This is a genomic window from Rickettsiella endosymbiont of Xylota segnis (assembly GCF_964019545.1).
Classification (GTDB): Bacteria; Pseudomonadota; Gammaproteobacteria; order Diplorickettsiales; family Diplorickettsiaceae; genus Aquirickettsiella.
On sequence record NZ_OZ026451.1, the window covers coordinates 585,256 to 604,306 of the forward strand.

19 protein-coding genes and 1 other RNA gene are annotated in these 19,051 nt (G+C 37.9%); 13 read left to right on the forward strand and 7 right to left on the reverse strand.

Features of this window, described 5'->3' with window-relative positions:
• The first annotated feature begins 11 nt into the window (after nt 1–11).
• The 3 genes from AACL18_RS02690 to AACL18_RS02700 all read left to right on the forward strand — a co-directional run bounded on the left by AACL18_RS02690 (nt 12) and on the right by AACL18_RS02700 (nt 3,827).
• Nucleotides 12–896 carry an acetaldehyde dehydrogenase (acetylating) gene (locus AACL18_RS02690; protein WP_339051237.1) on the forward strand — a complete coding sequence of 295 codons (885 nt, stop codon included), beginning with the start codon at nt 12–14 and terminating at the stop codon, nt 894–896.
• A complete protein-coding gene (dmpG, locus tag AACL18_RS02695; RefSeq protein ID WP_339051239.1) occupies nt 881–1,891 on the forward strand; it encodes a 4-hydroxy-2-oxovalerate aldolase in 1,011 nt (336 codons plus the stop codon). The genes AACL18_RS02690 and dmpG overlap by 16 nt, the downstream gene beginning before the upstream one ends.
• A 67-nt stretch (nt 1,892–1,958) precedes the next feature.
• A complete protein-coding gene (locus tag AACL18_RS02700) occupies nt 1,959–3,827 on the forward strand; it encodes a thiamine pyrophosphate-binding protein (protein WP_339051241.1) in 1,869 nt (622 codons plus the stop codon).
• Here AACL18_RS02700 and AACL18_RS02705 read toward each other — a convergent pair.
• The 6 genes from AACL18_RS02705 to polA form a co-directional block, all read right to left on the reverse strand.
• Nucleotides 3,824–5,110 (reverse strand): adenylosuccinate synthase, encoded by a 1,287-nt coding sequence (locus tag AACL18_RS02705; protein ID WP_339051242.1) that lies wholly within the window; start codon nt 5,108–5,110, stop codon nt 3,824–3,826. The genes AACL18_RS02700 and AACL18_RS02705 overlap by 4 nt on opposite strands.
• Before the next feature lie 80 nt (nt 5,111–5,190).
• Nucleotides 5,191–6,108 carry a protease modulator HflC gene (locus AACL18_RS02710; RefSeq protein WP_339051243.1) on the reverse strand — a complete coding sequence of 306 codons (918 nt, stop codon included), beginning with the start codon at nt 6,106–6,108 and terminating at the stop codon, nt 5,191–5,193.
• A complete protein-coding gene (gene hflK / locus AACL18_RS02715) occupies nt 6,105–7,274 on the reverse strand; it encodes an FtsH protease activity modulator HflK (RefSeq protein WP_339051244.1) in 1,170 nt (389 codons plus the stop codon). Before hflK ends, AACL18_RS02710 begins: the two co-directional genes overlap by 4 nt.
• Before the next feature lie 226 nt (nt 7,275–7,500).
• Nucleotides 7,501–8,682, reverse strand: coding sequence for a ribosome rescue GTPase HflX (hflX, locus tag AACL18_RS02720; protein ID WP_339051245.1), 1,182 nt, complete (start codon nt 8,680–8,682; stop codon nt 7,501–7,503).
• Entirely contained in the window at nt 8,675–8,956 is a 282-nt protein-coding gene (gene hfq / locus AACL18_RS02725) for an RNA chaperone Hfq (RefSeq protein WP_339051247.1), read from the reverse strand. Before hfq ends, hflX begins: the two co-directional genes overlap by 8 nt.
• Nucleotides 8,957–9,277: 321 nt before the next feature.
• A complete protein-coding gene (gene polA, locus AACL18_RS02730) occupies nt 9,278–11,977 on the reverse strand; it encodes a DNA polymerase I (RefSeq protein WP_339051248.1) in 2,700 nt (899 codons plus the stop codon).
• 95 nt (nt 11,978–12,072) lie between these two features.
• On the opposite strand from polA, the gene AACL18_RS02735 reads away from it, so the two are divergent.
• From AACL18_RS02735 to erpA, 6 genes are all read left to right on the forward strand, one after another.
• Nucleotides 12,073–13,137, forward strand: a complete 1,065-nt coding sequence (locus AACL18_RS02735; protein ID WP_339051249.1) for a GMP reductase — start codon at nt 12,073–12,075, stop codon at nt 13,135–13,137.
• A gap of 68 nt (nt 13,138–13,205) precedes the next feature.
• Nucleotides 13,206–13,604 (forward strand): cytochrome c maturation protein CcmE, encoded by a 399-nt coding sequence (gene ccmE, locus AACL18_RS02740; RefSeq protein ID WP_339051250.1) that lies wholly within the window; start codon nt 13,206–13,208, stop codon nt 13,602–13,604.
• A 37-nt stretch (nt 13,605–13,641) separates the two neighbouring features.
• The gene (locus tag AACL18_RS02745) at nt 13,642–14,187 is read left to right on the forward strand and encodes a hypothetical protein (RefSeq protein ID WP_339051251.1); all 546 of its coding nucleotides are present in this window, start codon (nt 13,642–13,644) and stop codon (nt 14,185–14,187) included.
• Between the two features lie 29 nt (nt 14,188–14,216).
• A complete protein-coding gene (locus AACL18_RS02750; RefSeq protein ID WP_339051252.1) occupies nt 14,217–14,465 on the forward strand; it encodes a succinate dehydrogenase assembly factor 2 in 249 nt (82 codons plus the stop codon).
• Nucleotides 14,455–14,880, forward strand: coding sequence for a protein YgfX (locus AACL18_RS02755; RefSeq protein ID WP_339051255.1), 426 nt, complete (start codon nt 14,455–14,457; stop codon nt 14,878–14,880). The genes AACL18_RS02750 and AACL18_RS02755 overlap by 11 nt, the downstream gene beginning before the upstream one ends.
• A gap of 118 nt (nt 14,881–14,998) precedes the next feature.
• A complete protein-coding gene (erpA, locus tag AACL18_RS02760) occupies nt 14,999–15,418 on the forward strand; it encodes an iron-sulfur cluster insertion protein ErpA (RefSeq protein ID WP_339051256.1) in 420 nt (139 codons plus the stop codon).
• On the opposite strand, the gene AACL18_RS02765 is transcribed toward erpA, so the two are convergent.
• Nucleotides 15,415–16,533 (reverse strand): anhydro-N-acetylmuramic acid kinase, encoded by a 1,119-nt coding sequence (locus tag AACL18_RS02765; protein WP_339051257.1) that lies wholly within the window; start codon nt 16,531–16,533, stop codon nt 15,415–15,417. The two genes, erpA and AACL18_RS02765, sit on opposite strands and share 4 nt — an antisense overlap.
• Nucleotides 16,534–16,698: 165 nt before the next feature.
• Between AACL18_RS02765 and rnpB the strand changes: the two genes are divergently transcribed.
• From rnpB to ftsL, 4 genes are all read left to right on the forward strand, one after another.
• Nucleotides 16,699–17,064, forward strand: an RNA gene (gene rnpB, locus AACL18_RS02770) — RNase P RNA component class A.
• 182 nt (nt 17,065–17,246) lie between these two features.
• The gene (gene mraZ / locus AACL18_RS02775) at nt 17,247–17,702 is read left to right on the forward strand and encodes a division/cell wall cluster transcriptional repressor MraZ (protein ID WP_339051258.1); all 456 of its coding nucleotides are present in this window, start codon (nt 17,247–17,249) and stop codon (nt 17,700–17,702) included.
• Nucleotides 17,703–17,712: 10 nt separating this feature from the next.
• Nucleotides 17,713–18,648: a 16S rRNA (cytosine(1402)-N(4))-methyltransferase RsmH gene (gene rsmH / locus AACL18_RS02780; RefSeq protein WP_339051259.1), complete on the forward strand. Its 936-nt coding sequence runs from the start codon at nt 17,713–17,715 to the stop codon at nt 18,646–18,648.
• Nucleotides 18,645–18,986, forward strand: coding sequence for a cell division protein FtsL (ftsL, locus tag AACL18_RS02785; protein WP_339051260.1), 342 nt, complete (start codon nt 18,645–18,647; stop codon nt 18,984–18,986). Before rsmH ends, ftsL begins: the two co-directional genes overlap by 4 nt.
• Nucleotides 18,987–19,051 lie beyond the last annotated feature (65 nt).

Consider the following 19,051-nt stretch of genomic DNA (forward strand, 5'->3'; position numbering starts at 1 on the left):
GCAGTAAAAATATGAAAGTTGCAATACTAGGAAGTGGCAACATTGGTACTGATTTATTAATGAAAATTCTTCGCTCGCCTTATTTAGAATGCGGCGTATTAATTGGTCGAAATCCCTCATCTAAAGGACTACAAAAAGCTCGTCAATTAGGTGTTAACACATCAATTTCTGGAATAGATTATATTCAAAAAAATTTGGATTGCTGTGAAATAGTCTTTGATGCAACTTCAGCGGCTGCTCATTTAACACATGCTCCGATTTTAAAAAATTTGGATAAATTTACCATTGATCTCACACCGGCAAAAATAGGAGAAATGTGCATACCGATCATAAATTTAGACCACGCTTTGCAATATAAAAACGTGAATATGATAACCTGTGGTGGTCAAGCCACTTTACCCATAATTTATGCCCTCAGCGCTTCAGGTGTGAAAATTCAATATATAGAAGTCGTATCTAGTATTGCTTCAGCAAGTGCAGGACCTGCTACCCGAGTTAATTTAGATGAATATATTCATACTACTGAGCAAGCGATAAAATTCTTTACAGGTATTTCGCAAACTAAAGCAATTTTAAATCTTAATCCTGCATTTCCTTGTATCGATATGCAAACCACTATTTTTGCTAAAGTTAAATATTTAGATATGCAAAAATTTACTAGATTAGCAGAAGATATTGAGAAAAAAGTTCAGAACTATGTCCCGGGTTATAAAATACTTTTAAATCCTTTAATAGAAAATAAGCGTATTATTGTGATCGTACAAGTGAAAGGCCAAGGTGATTATCTTCCTGATTATGCTGGAAATCTTGATATTATTAACTGTGCTGCTTTGGCGATAGCAGAAAAATATGCCTTAAGTAGACTGAGTAAGGAAATTCAATGCGAGCAATCTTAATCAGTGATCCTACTTTAAGAGATGGAAATCATGCCGTAAAACATCAATTAAATGCGGATCAGATTGCTAAGTATTGTATCGCCGCAGAAGCTGCAGGTATACCTATCGTGGAGGTAGGCCATGGTAATGGCTTAGGTGCATCTTCTTTGCAACTTGGAATAGCTAAACTGACAGATAATGAAACCCTTAGCATAGCTAGAACCTATCTTAAAAAATCTCGTTTAGGTATTCATATTATTCCTGGATTTGCAACCATTGAAAAAGATTTGCGTCCGGCAATTGATGGAGGAGTTGATGTGGTGCGCGTCGCTTCACATTGCTCTGAAGCAGATATCACAGAACGACATATACAATTTGTTCGTATGCGCGAAAAAACCGTTTATGGTGTACTAATGATGGCACATATGCTTAGCAGCAAAGAATTGCTTATTCAAGCTGCTAAAATGGAAGCTTATGGAGCTCAGGGTATAGTTTTTATGGACTCTGCAGGAAATTTTTTGCCGGAGGATGTGATTGAAAGAGTACAAGTTTTAGTTGATCATCTTTCAATCCCGGTAGGATTTCACGCGCATAATAATTTAGGGCTTGCCATTGCCAACTCATTAGCTGCTGTAGAAGCTGGAGCAAGTATTTTGGATGGTTGTGCATGCGGTTTCGGAGCAGGTGCGGGTAATACTCAACTTGAAGTGCTGGTGGGAATCCTTGAAAGAAAAGGTTATCAGACAGGAATTGATTTTTATAAAATGCTCGACGCTAGCAAGATAGCTGAACGAGAACTATTGAAAGAAATTCCTTCAATAAAGTCATTAAGTATTATCAGTGGGCTTGCAGGTGTTTTCTCTGGATTTCTACAACCTGTTTTGCGTATTGCAAAAGAATTTAACGTTGATCCCCGAGATATTTTTATTGAACTGGGGCGACGTAGAATTATAGCCGGGCAAGAGGATATCATCATTGAAGTGGCTAGTGATTTGGCGAAAAAACATGCTAAATAATATTAACCTAACCTAACCTAACCTAACCTAACCTAACTTAATTTTAAATTTATTCTGAAAAGTTTTTATGAAAATAAGTGAAATTATCGCAAATTTTTTGGTAGAAAAGGGAATACGACATGTGTTTGGCATTGTTGGTGCGGGAAATGCTCACCTATTTGATTCTATTGCATCGAAAGGATTTACTAACATAATTTGTGTTCATCATGAACAAGCAGCGTGTATGGCTGCACAAGCTTATTATCGTATCTCCGGTATCTTATCGGCGGCTATTGTTACAACGGGTGCAGGCTCAACCAATGCTGTGACTGGAGTGGTCAGCGCATGGATGGATTCTATTCCTTGCTTAGTCATTTCAGGTAATGAAAATTCTAAATATACTTTGGGGGATAACTCTTTAAGGATTTGGGGAGTGCAAGGATATGATTCCGTGGCTATGGTGAGTAAGGTTACAAAATATGCTGCCAGAGTTCTTAATCCGAACGAAACATTATTAATTTTAGAAACTGCGTATTATCATGCCTTAAATGCTAAACCGGGACCCTGTTGGATAGATTTTCCAATGAACATCCAAGCATTGGATATAGATGATTCCAATTTATTTCAGTATAAACCAGTTCCAGGATCAAAACCTAGTTCAATAAATTCTTTACAAATCACTAACCTTTATCAGACAGCATGCAATATAAGAACTGAAATAGTCAAAGCGCAACGACCGGTGATTTGGTTAGGGCATGGTGTTCGTTTAGCCGATGCAGTGGATTTGGTTGAACCGTTTATTAATTTTTTGCAATGTCCAGTATTAATTTCTTGGGCAGGTATTGATATGATTTCCTCCGATCATCCTTTAGTTTTTGGCAGAGCGGGGGTTTATGGTCAACGAGCCGCTAATTTTATTTTACAAAACTGTGATTTTCTTTTGGCAGTGGGAACACGTTTAGCTATTCCTCAAATTGGTTATGATTTAAATGAGTTTATTAGAAATGCAAAATTAGCCTTAGTCGATATTGACTTGACAGAGCTGCAAAAATTAGGAAAAAAAGTGTCTATACCGATACAAGCAGATGCCAAAGATTTTATGCAAACTATGTTGGCTATTAGTCAATCAAATTTCACATCTAGTCAAAAATCCAAATGGTTAGAAAAATGTAATTATTATCGAAATAAATATCCCATTTTAAATCAGGAATATCAGGATCGTGATGGTTATATAAATTCTTATACTTTCATACAGAAACTGTCAGAGTATTTTACAAATAATCAAATAATAGTCACTGATATGGGGACTGCTTTGTTGAGTACGCATCAAATATTATCTATAAAAAAAGGACAACGGTTAATTACATCGACCGGTCTTGGCGAAATGGGTTATGCACTTCCAGCGGCTATTGGTGCAGCATTTGCCAACAAAAACGCTGAGATAATTTGTTTGAATTGTGATGGTGGAATGATGCTTAATTTGCAAGAATTACAAACCATAGTCCATCATCAATTACCTATAAAAATAGTTGTGTTTAACAATGATGGGTATCTTATGATTAAGCATACCCAAAAAGCATTATTTTCTGGTAGGTATGCAGGTACTAATAAACAATCGGGTGTGAGTTGTCCAGACTTTTCAGCTTTAGCACAGGCATTTGGCATCCCATCATTTGTTATTCGTAGTTGGGAAGATGTAGAATCAGAAATCCCAAAAGTACAAAATTTAACTGGCCCCGTTATCTGTGAAGTATTTACACATCCAGAGCAATTATTTTGCCCTAAGTTATCATTAGCCTTACAAAAAGATGGTTCTATTGTTTCTCCACCTTTAGAAGATCTTTCTCCACTTCTTCCTCGAGAAGAATTAGCTGAAAATATGTTGATAGGATTACATCCGAAATCTGAAGCAATAGAAATAAAATCTCAATTTAAAGATACTTCAGTTTGTGGTTAAAAAATCTTTTCCAAAACGATGGTTTCATCTCTATCAGCGCCGGTAGAAATAATGACTATCGGTACGCCAACCAGCTCTTCAATACGACGTAAATAAGCTTGTGCATTTTTCGGTAGTTTAGCAAATTCTTTAATCGGTGTTGTCGATGTTTGCCATCCACGGAGTTCTTCGTATTGGGGAATACATTGCGTGAGATCTTCTGGATTCAAAGGCAAGTCAGTTAATACTTGCGATTGTAATCGATAAGCAGTGCAAATTTTAATTGTGGCTAGTGTATCTAATACGTCTAATTTAGTTAGACATAAACCGGAGACGCTATTTAGTTGGATTGCTCGGCGCAATAAAACTGTATCTAACCATCCGCAACGACGTGGGCGTTTGGTGACACTTCCATATTCATTCCCGCGATCTCTTAGATTATCACCGTCTTGATCGAGTAACTCGGTTGGAAAAACACCGTTACCCACGCGTGTACTGTATGCTTTGCTAACACCTAACACATAATTAAAACAACGGATTCCTAAACCGCTACCGGTGGCTGCAGAGCCAGCAATGGTATTCGATGAAGTGACATAGGGATACGTGCCTTGATCGATATCTAAAAATGTACCTTGTGCGCCTTCAAATAATAATGGTTTTTTTTCTTGATAATACTCTGCTAAGAGTGCAGGGATATCAGTAATTAAAGGAACTAACTGTTTACCTAATATTAATAAATGAGCACACGTTTTATTATAATCGACAGTGGGTGCTTGATAATAATGTTCAAGTAAAAAATTATGGTAATGAAAAAGTATTTTTAATTTTTCAGCGAATCGTTGTGGATGAAAAAAATCACAGAGTCGTAAGCCACGTCGTGCTACCTTATCTTCATAGGCGGGGCCAATGCCGCGTTTGGTGGTGCCAATGGCATTTTTTCCGCTTTTTTCACGTGCTTCATCAAGTGCGATATGTGTGGGTAAGATAATAGGACAGGTTGCGCTAAGCTTTAAGCGTTGGCGCGCAGGGATGCCTTGTTGTTCTAATTCTTGCATTTCTTTGAGCAGGGCTTCTGGTGAAATTACTACGCCGTTCCCAATTAAACATGCTACGCCTGCATGTAAGATTCCAGAAGGAATTAAACGTAAGATAGTTTTTTTACCTTGGATCACTAAGGTATGTCCCGCGTTGTGTCCACCTTGAAAACGCACGACGGCTTTAACATGTTGCGTTAGCAAGTCAACAATTTTCCCTTTCCCTTCGTCGCCCCATTGGCAACCTACAATGATGATAGTTTTTGTCATAAAATTTTTAACATAAATACTTTGATGCGCTAATTAAGCTAAAGAGAAAGATTTTGCCTAATTTTATACTCTATGTGCCATTAACTGATTAATTTGAATTTGCTTTTATTTATTTGAGCTTTTTCTAGTTTGAAGTGTTCATCTTTTGTAGTTAATAACAAAAAATTATTCATAGAAGATGGTTTAAGTCCTTGTTGAAAGGCTTCTAGGTTGAGAAAAAAAGCAGCAAATTCTGGATTCTTATTATAAGCTTGATTATATATTTTTGCGGCTTCAGCATCGCCTTGAGCACGAATTTTTGCAGCTTGCTCTTTTGCCTTAGCCAAGATTAAGCTAGCTGAATTATCCGCATTGGCACGAATCAGTTCGGCATTCGCTTTGCCTTGGGTGCGTTGGGCAATGGCAATATTTTCTTGTTCAATACTCATATTGTCTAATATTCGCGCATTGGCATCGGCAGAGAGATCTAACTGTTTAAAGCCAATAGTGATAAGTTTAATACCAACTGTTTTAAGCTGTTTATTAACAACAGACAAAACAGAATCTATTTGCTGAGGGGATCCATTCAGGATGAGTTGGCTAAAAGGCATAGGCGTCTTTTTATCATTAAATAAAGTTGTTATCTGCTGGCTGATTAATAATTTAATTTGCTGAAAATTATTTTTGGTTTGTTGGTAATAGCGTACGGGATCACTAATGCGCCAATTGGCAAAATATTCGTTGGTAATCGATTTTTTGGGTGAATTATCCTCAGCACTGGTATCACTGAACACTAATGTTTGCAAGCGATTATCCAGTAATATGGGTCGCATTAAGAAAGGTACTATAAAATGTAAGCCAGGTTTAAGAATCGAGTCTGAATAGGGTGTCAATTTTTCTTGAGACAATAATAAACCAGTCTGACCTTCGGGGACGATAGTAGCGCTTTGATAAAGAATAAATAATATACAGACTAAAAAGCCTAGGATTAAATGAATTTTTTTTCTTAGAATGATCATTCATATCCTCCGGAGATATTATAACTACTGGGGATAGAGTTATTGGTTTTAAAGCTAAGTTCGTTGTTATCAGTATTTTCTTTCTTATCGTGACTCGTCGAAGCGGCTAATTTATCTGTGTTTACAGAAGCTGTCGTATTGGATTGATCGTGTGTTAAGGAATTGATAGTAGAATTATTAGCTACCAGCAGTTTATTGCTATGCACAATCATTGTTTGTAAGGCGGCCAAATAAAGCTGTTTTTTTGTCAATGTTGGTGAAGCTTCATAAGCTGGGAGTAATGCTAAAAAGCGAATAATTTCTATTTTAGCTTTTAATACTATTTCTTGTTGGTAAGCGTTGGCATCGACTATAAGTTGTTGTGCAAGCAATTGTGCACGTGGCTCAACTTGAGTAGCATAAACATTGGCTTGCTTTTCGAGTTGTTCTTTATCACTTTTGGCACTAGTAACATCGGTAAAAGAGGCTTGTAATTGTTCGGGTACTTGAATAGATACTAAATCAATATTTTTGACGGCTAACCCCGTTTGCTCTTTTATCAAAGTATTTAGCTGTTTTTGTATGCGTTCTGACAGTGAAAAATGTGAAGTGCTTAATAGCTGATTTAAAGTGAACTGACTGAGCACACGATTTACTATGCTATCTATGTTTTCTTGTAAGTTGATTAAAGGATGAGCGGTTGCAAAAAGAAAGTTGCGTGGATCAACGATAGAATAATCAATATTGATATTCACCGCAATTTTGTTTTCATCGCGCGTTAATAAATTAACGCTAGTGGAAAGTTTATTTATTTTTCCGGAATTGATTATTGTAGCGTGTTGGAAAGGTTTAAGGATCCAGTGATAACCCGCACCCATCGTAGAGCTATAGGCCCCAAAATGGGTAATAACCGCTGATTCATCCGTATTGACCTTAAAAAAGCCAAGCGCAAGCCATACAATTAAGCAAAAGACGGAAATCAGACCCATAGTCTTCGCATTAAGTTTTGCAGGTAAGTAAGGACGGGCAAGCGCCGATTTTTTATGCAATATTCTTAACTTAAATAAAGCGACGATTTTTTTATATAAATCACGCAGAAATGCTTCTAGATCAGGCGGAGTCTGTTTGGGTCGTCCTGTCCACGGATCTTTGTTTTTGCTGGGATCACCCGGTTCGTTCCAGGGCATAATATGCTCCAATTGTTAGCTTTTTAAGATTTTTTTCAATCTATGATCTTTATAATACAGTTTACCTCTTTTTGGTGCAAAGCGGTTAACCACATTCCAGGTGACACTCACTGGTCATTGCGTGCATGTAACGCGACAATCCAGGTAAATATCATAGCTATTTAAATATATAGCTGTAATTTCCTTAGAGGAGCATTCTAGGCATGCTGAGTCATTCTCGCAACTATTAATTCAGCGACAAGTCGTTATGGTCTGATGAAGAATTTGATAGTTCAGGGATATGAAGATTAAGCCTATAAGATTTTTCGCTGATTTTTAGATAAGTAAGGCATTCGATGATCGCTTGGCGTAATAAATCGATACCTATTCCAGACTGAGCAGATATCCAAACTTTAGATGGAAGACCTGCTGCGTTGCGTTCTAGACGCGGTGGCATATCCTCCAGTAAATCAATTTTATTGACAACGATCAATTGAGTAATGTGATCGGTGTGTATTTGCTTTAGAACCTTATCTACTGCTTGGTTACATTCATTCTTCTCTGTATTAGTGGCATCCACTACATGCAATAATAGGTCAGCCAGTTGTGTTTCTTCTAAGGTTGCTCGAAAAGACACGACCAGATGATGAGGTAGTTGACGTATGAAACCTACTGTATCGGCCAAAATGGCTATTTGTCCATCGTTTAGAGACATACGACGTATACTGGGATCTAAGGTAGCAAAAGGCTGATTGGCAACAAAAACTGTTGCGTTGGTTAAACAATTAAATAACGTAGATTTCCCGGTATTGGTATACCCAACTAAGGAAATATGCGGTAGTTGAGATCTTCTTCTTGCACGTTGGCTTTGCGCACGCTGTGCACGAACCTTTTCTAAACGTTTTTTTATAATTTTAATTTGTTGTCGAATCAAACGTTTATCGGTTTCTAATTGCGTTTCACCAGGCCCTCGTAAACCAATACCACCGCGCTGTCTTTCTAAGTGTGTCCAGCCCCGAATAAGCCGGGTGGAAAGATGTTCTAGTTGAGCTAGTTTAACCTGTAATTTCCCTTCAAAGGTACGTGCACGTTGCGCGAAAATATCTAGAATTAATCCAGTACGCCCTAATACTCGACATTGTAATTTATGTTCTAAATTACGTTCCTGAGCTGGACTAAGATCGTGATTGAACAAAATTAATTGTGCTCGATGAGCAATTGCAGCGGCGATTATTTCTTCAAGTTTACCCAAGCCAATGAAATACTTTACTTGTGCTTTACGTTGTCGCCCAGTGATGAGAGCCATCGCTTGGGCACCCGCTGCTAGAGCTAGCTCCTGAAATTCTTTTACTATTTCTTCTGATTCATATTTTTTAAAATAGATATGAACTAATAGTGCTAGCTCACCGCGTTGGGGACGTTCAAGCATTACTGATTTCTAGTTCCTCGTCAGTTGCATTACAGCTTTGTAGATCATTACTTTCATCAATACTTGCTAATTTAACATTCTTTGCTGGAACGACTGTTGAAATAGCATGTTTGTAGACCATCTGGCTAACTGAGTTTTTTAATAAGACCACGAACTGATCAAATGATTCTACTAAACCCTGAAGTTTAATCCCGTTAACAAGATAGATTGAAACCGGAACTTTATCTTTACGCAATGCGTTTAGAAAAGGATCTTGTAGTTGCCCTTTAGACATAATTAGCTTCTCCATGCAAATTTTAAATATAAATATAATCTCAAAAAGCCTTGGTCTTAAATTTATTTAGCTTATAACCAAGCGCAGTAAGTTTAGCATGGGAAATGCATAGGGCATAGCCCTGAACGTTAAGAGTTTGTCTAATCAAAGGGGAGTCAGAGAGAATCTAAGTGTGTAGTCTATAGGTCCGTCAATGCACTAATATAAGATATCTCCACAAAAAATAGTGAAAAAAAAAGAATAATTGTATCTTAAAGACCGAACTATTTTATACCTAATGGGTAATTTTTTTGGTAATATAGTTAAGTAAACCTTTTTTGGTTAAAGGGCTTTGTCCCAATTTGAACCTATCTGAATATCGACCATGAGTGGCACGGATAGCTGAGTGGTATTGACCATTAAATCTTCAATGAGTTGTTTTGCTGAGTTTATATCAGCATCGGCGACTTCAAATACCAATTCATCGTGTACTTGCATAATCATATGTGCTTGAAGCTTATGTTGAGTTAAAGCTTGGTCAATAGTGATCATGGCTTTTTTGATGATATCTGCTGCGCTACCTTGTAAAGGTGCATTAATGGCAGCACGTTCGCTGGCGCGACGTTGTAAAGGATCACTGGAATTAATGAAAGCCAAGTTTAAACGACGTCCAAATAACGTGGTGACATAAGCCTGTTCATGCGCTTGTAAGCGCGTCCGTTCCATATACTCTTTTACACCAGGGTAACGAGCAAAATAGCGATCAATATAATTTTTAGCTTCTTCACGCGAGATGCCTAATTGTCTGGCTAAGCCAAAAGCGGACATCCCATAAATGAGGCCAAAATTAACGGCTTTAGCACTGCGACGTTGTTCATGCGTGACTTGATTTAAGGGAATGTTTAAAACCTCTGCGGCAGTAGCTTGGTGAATATCGAGATTTTGCGCAAATGCATCCAGTAAGCCTTTATCTTGCGAAAAGTGGGCGACAATGCGTAATTCAATCTGAGAATAATCCGCTGCAATAATTTTATAACCCGATGGAGCAATAAATGCTTGACGAATTTTTCGGCCTTCTTTAGTGCGTGCAGGAATATTTTGTAGATTAGGATCAGACGAAGAAAGTCGCCCTGTAACTACTGCGGCTTGGTGATAAGAAGTATGGATACGACCGGTTTTTGCATTAATTTGTTGGGGAAGTTTATCCGTATAAGTTGATTTTAATTTACTCAAACTACGATGTTTTAAAATGACTTTAGCTAGCGGAAATTTTATAGCGAGTGCTTGCAAAACACTTTCTGAGGTTGATGCTTGACCTTTCGGAGTTTTTTCTAAAATAGGTAAGCCTTGTTCAATAAATAATACGGTTTGTAATTGTTTAGGTGATGCTAAATTAAAAGTTTTACCCGCCAATTGATAGGCTTCTTCTTCAAGCTTTATTAAGCGTTTCGCAATAGAACGACTTTGTTTTTGCAATAATTGTGCATCGATTAATACACCATGACGCTCGATATGAGATAATACTGAGACTAATGGCATTTCAATGTGCGTGAAAACTTTAGATAAACCTGGCAATGTATCTAATTGAGGCTTGAGTATTTCGTGTAAGCGTAAAGCAATATCGGCATCTTCAGCGGCATACGGACCCGCTTCTTGGATATCGATTTGGTTAAACGTTTTTTGTTTAGCGCCTTTGCCAGCAATTTCTTCAAAATGTATAGTTTTATGATCCAAATGTTTTATTGCTGCGCTATTCAGACTATGTGAATTACTCGCGCTGTCGAGTAAATAAGATTCCAGCATGGTATCAAAACTTAATCCTTGCAGCTGGATCCCATAATTGGCGAGAACACCCATATCATATTTTAGGTTATGACCTATTTTTAATTGTTTAGGATCTTCAAATAGCGGTTTAAGTTGTTGCAAAACCCAATTTCTATTTAATTGTTCGGGCGCCCCTATATAATCATGAGCTAAAGGAATATAAACAGGTTTTTCACCTTTTATGGCAAAAGATAGGCCGACAAGTTCTGCTTGCATGACATCTAAACTCGTCGTTTCGGTATCGAATGCCCAGATTTTTATTTTAGTTAATTGTTGCAAAAAGAGTTGAAAAGATTTTTTGTCGAGAATTAACGAGTAAAGTGTTCGATTGGTTTCAGATTTATCAATAGTTTGGCTGGATGGATCCAAATTTTTTTCTAATTCTCTAATCCATCCTTTGAATTCTAATTTCTTGTAACTTTCCATTAAGGCAGAAGTATCCGGAGCTTTGGGTCGGAATTTTTCTAAGTCAAATTCCAGATCCACATCGGTTTTAATAGTGACTAATTGACGAGATAAAGGGAGCTTATCGAGATGTGCTTTAAGATTTTCTCCTATTTTACCTTTAATTTCATCTGCGTTTTTTATCAGTGATTTAAGGTTTCCATATTGATTAAGCCATTTTGCTGCGGTTTTTGGTCCTACGTTGGGAATTCCAGGAACATTATCTACAGCATCACCAATTAAACTTAAATAATCAGTTATTTGTTCTGGCCTGACGCCAAATTTATCGATGACACCTTGATGGTCTAGACGTGTGTTCGTCATGGTATTTACTAGAGTGATATCTTCGCAGACTAACTGTGCAAAGTCCTTATCGCCTGTGGAAATTAAAACCGGTAGATGTTGTTGTATGGCTTTTGAGGCTAAGGTACCTATCACATCGTCAGCTTCAACGCCAGGATGGATGATAAGCGGCAATCCTAAGTCACGAACGATGGTGTAGAGAGGTTCTATTTGTGGTTGTAAATCATCTGGCATGGAAGGGCGATGCGCTTTATATTCTGTATATAATTCTTCACGAAATGTTTTACCTTTAGCATCGAAAACCACCACCATATATTCTGGATTAGTATCCTTAATTAATTTGCGTAGCATATTAATGACCCCATACACGGCGCCAGTAGGCTCTCCTCTAGAATTACTTAAAGGTGGAAGCGCATGAAAGGCACGATAAAGATAAGAAGTGCCATCGACTAAAACTAAGGGTTTTTTCATAATGATATGATAACATATGCCATCTTTATGCTAGTCATATCACTTAAACAATCTAGTCAATAAAGAAGCCAAAATTAATGAGTCATGAGGTTATTATGCGTATCGAGCAAGAAATAAGATTAGATTTTAAGGATGTATTAATTCGCCCGAAGCGTAGCACCTTGCAAACACGCGCGGATGTTGACTTAACCCGCGAATATACGTTTAAACACTCAGGATTTTCATGGAAAGGGATACCTATTATTGCTTCAAATATGGATCATACCGGTACTTTTGCCATGGCTAAAAGTTTAGCTAAACATAAGTTACTCACTTCGATTGATAAATTTGCAAGCTTACAAGATTGGAAAAAATTCTATAATCAACACCCCAAGTCTATTGCTTACTGTTTTCCAACAATAGGAATTAAAACAAAAGATGCCGATATGCTGGCAAAAATAATTAAAATAGCACCAAGTCCTTTTATTTGCATCGATGTTGCCAATGGCTATACGCAACGTTTTGTAGATAGTATTCGTGCCTTACGAAAAAAATATCCGAAAAAAACTTTAATTGCAGGCAATGTGGTGACTGCTGAAATGGCTGAAGAGTTGGTTTTAGCTGGCGCAGATATTGTCAAAGTAGGAATTGGTCCGGGTTCTGTTTGTACCACACGCTTGAAAACAGGTGTAGGTTATCCACAATTGTCCGCTATCATAGAATGTGCAGATGCTGTGCATGGTTTAGGTGGACTTTTATGTGCAGATGGTGGTTGCGTTTCACCGGGTGATGTTGCTAAAGCGTTTGCGGCAGGTGCCGACTTTGTTATGCTAGGAGGCATGTTGGCCGGTCATGAGGAATGCGCTGGCGAAAAAGTAGAGGAAAATGGCAAATGGTTTATGCGATTTTATGGAATGAGCTCGAGTGAAGCTATGCATAAACATCATGGTAAGATGAATGCTTATCGTGCTAGCGAAGGTCGTTCTGTAAATGTTCCTTACCGAGGTAAGGTAGAAAATACGGTACTTGATATTTTAGGTGGATTGCGTTCTACCTGTACCTATGTGGGTGCACAGCGTTTGAAAGAACTTTCTAAACGAACCACTTTTCTACGTGTTACTCAACAATTAAATGAAGTTTTTGCGGCGTTACAAGTTAACGAATTGGTTAATAATAGCTAGAATGTGGTGACACAATCTCGTTAGTTCTTTCATGAAACTTCCTGTGAAATTAGGGCAGCAAAAATGCAATGAATGCACTCCAAAAAAAACGTTTAAATTTCGTTTTGCTCATGTTATTGGTGGCTGGTTTTGTTATTGGTTTATCTCTCTATGCGTTAAAACAAAACATTAATTTGTTTTATACACCCACGCAACTTGCTGAACAGCATTTAACACCTGGCCGACCGTTTCGTTTAGGGGGTCAAGTTAAAAAAGGCACGGTAAAACAAAATGAGCAGCATTTGTTAGTTTCTTTTGTAGTGAGTGATGCGTCGCATAACATTCTGGTTGAATATCAAGGTGTACTACCGGATTTATTCCGAGAAGGACAGTCTGTGGTTATTGAAGGAAGTCTGGATCAAGCAGGTATTATGCAAGCCAAACAAGTACTTGCGAAACATGATGAACGATATCGAGCCGTTAAATAACAGTTTTTCATCTTCTGTTGCAACATAGGGAAATAAAATGAGCAAAATGACTAGCTTAAAAGTATTGATAGCCGTTTTGTTGGTGACGATAGCCTGTCTAGCTTATATCTTATTAACGCGGTTTTTCCCCAGTGAAGAAGTGTTTTTTATGGGATCAAAAGCCATAAGCCGGGCTTTGGTGTTGGATTTAAGTATCAAAAGTAATAAAGATTATGCGACTTTTTTACCTGAAAATTCAGGATTTTTGGTAGTGCATCCAGCGAAATCCGCTGAAGATCATCGTGATGATATTCTTGAAACGCGTGATATTTTTGCTTTAGTTGAAAAAACTAACAAAAATACTTTACTAGATTCAGATCCGCTTTATCCAGAATTAGAATTAATGTTTTTGAGAAAAACACCTTTAGGAATACGTGGTAATTATGTGACTTTATCCAGTTTAGGTATAAAAAGTATTGTTTTTAACCCCGAATATCTCCAACATTTTTTGCAAATCTATCAGGATAAACTTCCTCATGCTGCAGGTTATGCCATTATGGGCGATAGTAGCCAAAGGCAAATTCGTGATATTCTAGTGAACTAATTTTTGTTAGAGCCTATGACTCCTTAGCGATGAAGAACTTGCAAGAAAAATTAAAACGTTTACGATGGCAATGTCGGCGCGGCATGCTCGAATTAGATCTTCTTTTATTAACTTTTTTAGATAAAAATTACCTAAATTTAAGCGCTGCCGATCAAGAGTTATTTGAGCAATTATTAACGTATTCGGATCAAGAGCTTTACTGTTATTTAATTAAACGCCAGCCTATAGAAAATGGAGCGATGCAGATTTTAATAGAACGGGTAAGTTGTGGCCGCTAATTTCTATCGTTTAAAATCCTCTAATTATTTTGCTATTTTTCTCCTAGTGGTGCATGGTGGCGCTATTGCTTGTTTATGTTTTTTACCTTGGCCATGGTGGACTAAATTATTATTAAGCTTGGCTTGTTTAATGAGCTTTGTGACTCTTTTTTGTCAACATGTTTTATTAAATAATCCGTGTTCAGTGATTGAATTTTGGCAACAAAGTTCAGGTTCTTGGCAATTGAGAAATAATCTAGGTGAAGTAAAGTTATTCAAATTAGTGGACGATAGTATTTGTACCCGTTATTTTGTCCTACTAAACTTTGTTTCCTTAGACAAGAAAAAAAGCAAAATTTCCTTAGTTTTATTGCCGGATAGTTTAAATCCTAAGGACTTTAGACAGTTACATAGGCAATTACACGGTGTTGGCTAAACAGCCCTTAATGTTACTTTTTAAGAATTAGCCGATTACGCCAAATAATATTCGTGCTATAGGCTTAGCACTTGGAATAATGTATAATTTTTAAGCAATTTTCACGCAGTAGGTTCTTATGTCAGAAATATTATCACAGCAAAATTTAGTTTCAGAGACGTCCTTCCCAGAGATACAGCCGATTACTCTTACTGAAAATGCGGCCAGAAAAATAGGAGAATTGATCGCTGAGGAAGAGAATTTACAGCTAAAATTACGTGTCTTTATTACCGGTGGTGGTTGTTCTGGTTTTCAATATGGATTTAGTTTCGATGAGACTATTAATGAAGATGATACGCTGATAAGCAAGACTATCGCTACAAAAGATGCTGAAGATTGCGATTTTATCAAGGTTCAACTACTCGTGGATCCCATGAGCTTAGTTTATTTAGTAGGTGCAGAAATTGATTATAAATCTGACTTAACCGGGGAACAGTTTATCATTCGTAATCCAAACGCTAAAACCACTTGCGGTTGCGGCTCTTCTTTTGTTGCTTAAGCTTTTAAGTATATTCCACCCAGTATGGTTGCATTTTTAGCGCCGGTTACTTCAGGAAGATTACTGGATTTGCCCTCTAAAGTTTGTTTTGCAATCCATGCAAATGCCATAGCTTCTACCCAATCACTGGCAACGCCTCGGTCATCGGTTAACAATACTTGATGCGGTTCGCAATGTTGTTGTATCCGTTTTCTTAAATAGATATTCTTACTTCCTCCTCCACACAGTAAAATGACGCCATGAAAACTTTTAACGGTCTGGATAGCTCTGCTAATGCTGATTGCAACCAGTTCACAAAGTGTTGTTTGCACACTAGCGGGTGATATATGTCGATTTAGCATCGCTAAATGAGTTTGTATCCATTTAAAATTGAAATATTCACGTCCGGTACTTTTGGGCGGTTTTAATTGAAAATAAGGATCGGATAAAAATTGGCGTAATAACGCTTCGTCATAAGTAGCACTCGCTGCCCAAACGCCATTTTCATCAAACCATTGTTGGAGGTGAGCGTGTATCCATTGATCCAGTAAACAATTTGCTGGGCCGATATCGAAACCTAAAATAGTTGCATTTAAATCGGCAGGTAAATAAGTGATATTAGCGATCCCACCAAGATTTAACACGATAGTATCTTCTTTTTCAGTGCGAAAAATAGAATTGTGAAAAGCAGGGGTTAGCGGTGCACCTTGACCGCCTGCAGCAATATCGCGTCGACGAAAATCTGCAATCGTTGTTATTCTGGTTTTTTCGGCAATAATATTCGGATCGCCAATCTGAATTGTAAAAGGGCAATTGGAAAGATGGGGATAATGAAAAACGGTTTGACCATGACTACCTATGGCTAAAATATCTTTGGCAGAAAATTTACTTTCTGCTAATAATTTTTTTATCGTTTCCACTGAAATTAATGCTATTTTTTGATCGAGTTCAGCAAATTTTATAATGTTGATTGTGTCTGTAGTGTATAGTTTGGTGAGATCTTCACGCAAAGTATTGGGTAAAGGAGATTTGTAGCTCGCAAGTAAGCTGGGTCGGTCGCTAGAAAAATCAATTAATGCAGCATCTACTGCATCCATACTCGTACCTGACATTAAACCGATATACAATTTTTTCATTGACAGTTTTTCCTAAATTGCTTCGCGATCGCACCATCAATACCTTTTGACGCGCAATAATTAATGATATGCAAAAAAAGACTAGATTTTTAATAAGCTGTATTCGCGAAATATTTTTAATTGTATTGCAATGCACAGCCAAAAAATAGTACGCTAAGCTTAAGTAGAGTTGGCTAGACAGTCGCTGTAGTTTCTACAGAGGAAAGTCCGGGCTCCATCGGGCAAAGTGCCAGGTAATGCCTGGGAGGTGTAAGCCTACGGAAAGTGCCACAGAAAATATACCGCCTATAACTAATTTCACCGTCTTTGGCGAAAATAGAATGAGGTAAGGGTGAAAAGGTGTGGTAAAAGCACACCGCATCGTTGGTAACAGTGATGGCAGGGCAAACCCCACTTGGAGCAAGACCAAATAGGAACCTTTTAGGCGTGGCCCACGCTAGGTTCGGGTAGGTCGCTTGAGATGTATGGTGACGTATATCCTAGATGAATGACTGTCCACGACAGAACCCGGCTTATCGGCTGACTCTCTTTTCTAAACTATTACCATTCAGGTAATTAATTCGCCAAATTTATAGTCTGTCTGCTCGTTTTGTATTTATAAAACACATTTATTCAAGCTCCTCCAGCTAATGCTTGACAAGAAGCAATTCTAATTCCTATAGTGTAATTAAGTGGCAAAAAGTGGGTAAATGTGGGCAGAAATGGGATAAATTATGTTTCGGGGTATAAATTTGGTAGTGCTCGATGCGAAAGGCCGGATCAAGTTACCGGTACGCTTTCGACAGTTGCTACCTGCAGATAAAGAACCTCAGCTAGTACTCACCATCGATACCGAGTCTCCTTGTTTATTGCTTTATCCGATACAGGAATGGGAAATCATTGAAGAAAAATTGCAGGCTTTACCGAGCTTTAATCCCGCAGTACGACGTATTCAGCGTTTACTGATAGGTCATGCAACGGATTTGGATTTAGATACGAATGGTCGAATTTTATTGCCAGCACTGTTAAGAAATTATGCGCATTTAGAAAAAGAAATTATGGTCGTAGGTCAAGGTAGAAAAATTGAATTGTGGGGCGCTAGTGAATGGGACGATTATCGTACTCAATGGATTTCAGAAACGGTTAAGCCTGGTGAGATACCTGATGAGTTACAGACTCTAGCGTTGTAGGCGATTAGTGATGCAAAAACAAGAACAGCATCAACCGGTTTTACTTGCAGAGGTGGTTGAATATTTAGCTATTGATGCCGATGGAATATACATTGATGCCACATTTGGGCGGGGCGGCCATGCCGGAGAAATTTTACGGCATTTAGGAAACAAGGGAAGATTAATAGCAATTGATAAAGATCCAGCAGCCGTTGTTTGTGCGCAACAGCAGTGGGGTCATGATAAACGTTTTAAGATTTATCAGGGTTCATTTAAATGTATTAAAGAAATTACTGCATCCGAAGAAATTACAGGACTGGTGTCGGGACTTTTATTAGATTTAGGTGTTTCTTCACCCCAATTAGATCAAGCGGAAAGAGGATTTAGTTTTTTACGAGATGGGCCATTAGATATGCGTATGGATCCGAAAACAGGAATCAGCGCAGCAGAATGGCTAGCTTGCGCACAAGAGAAGGAAATTGCACAAGTATTAAAGGATTATGGCGAAGAACGTTATGCAAAACGTATTGCTCGAGCAATAGTAGAAGAACGAAAGTTAAGACCTATTGTCACTACGGTTCATTTAGCGAATGTGGTGAAGTTAGCTCACCCGCGATGGGAAAGGCATAAACATCCTGCTACGCAAACCTTTCAAGCAATACGCATTCGAATTAATAATGAATTGGAAGATTTAAATTCCTGCTTAGAACAAAGTCTAGAAGTGTTGAAGATAGGTGGGCGTTTGTTAGTCATTAGCTTTCATTCATTAGAAGATCGAATCGTAAAACGTTTTATTCGTCAGCATGCTCATGAAGCGGTGGAATTAAAAAAGCTACCTTTCATGCCAGCTGAATGGAGGCCTAAATTAAAAAATTTGGGTCGCGGGATTAAACCGGATGCGTATGCGATTAAAGCCAATCCACGATCGCGTAGCGCAGTGTTACGAATTGCGGAGAAAATATCATGAATATGGCGGCACGTGCTTTAACACAAAGTACCTTGACATGGGAACATAGGCAAAGCTGGGTTATTTCCTTAAAAATGATAGGACTCATTTTATTAATACTAGCAGTTTTGTCTTCGGCACTTTCAGTTATTTATATAAAAACTGTACAACGTAACTTATATAGTCAATTACAAGCAAGCCAGCAAGATTCTGATAATTTAAAAACAGAATGGAGCCAACTACTACTCGAGGAAAATACTTGGGTGGCGCCCGTTCGAATACAAACCTTAGCTCAACAAGAATTAGGAATGCGAATTCCCGAAATGAAAAACACGGTTTTATTAACGAAGTCTGTTTAAATGCTATTCGACTGTTCGCCTCCGACTCAAGCCCTTAATTTGGTTTAGCAAGAGGTGTAGCTTAC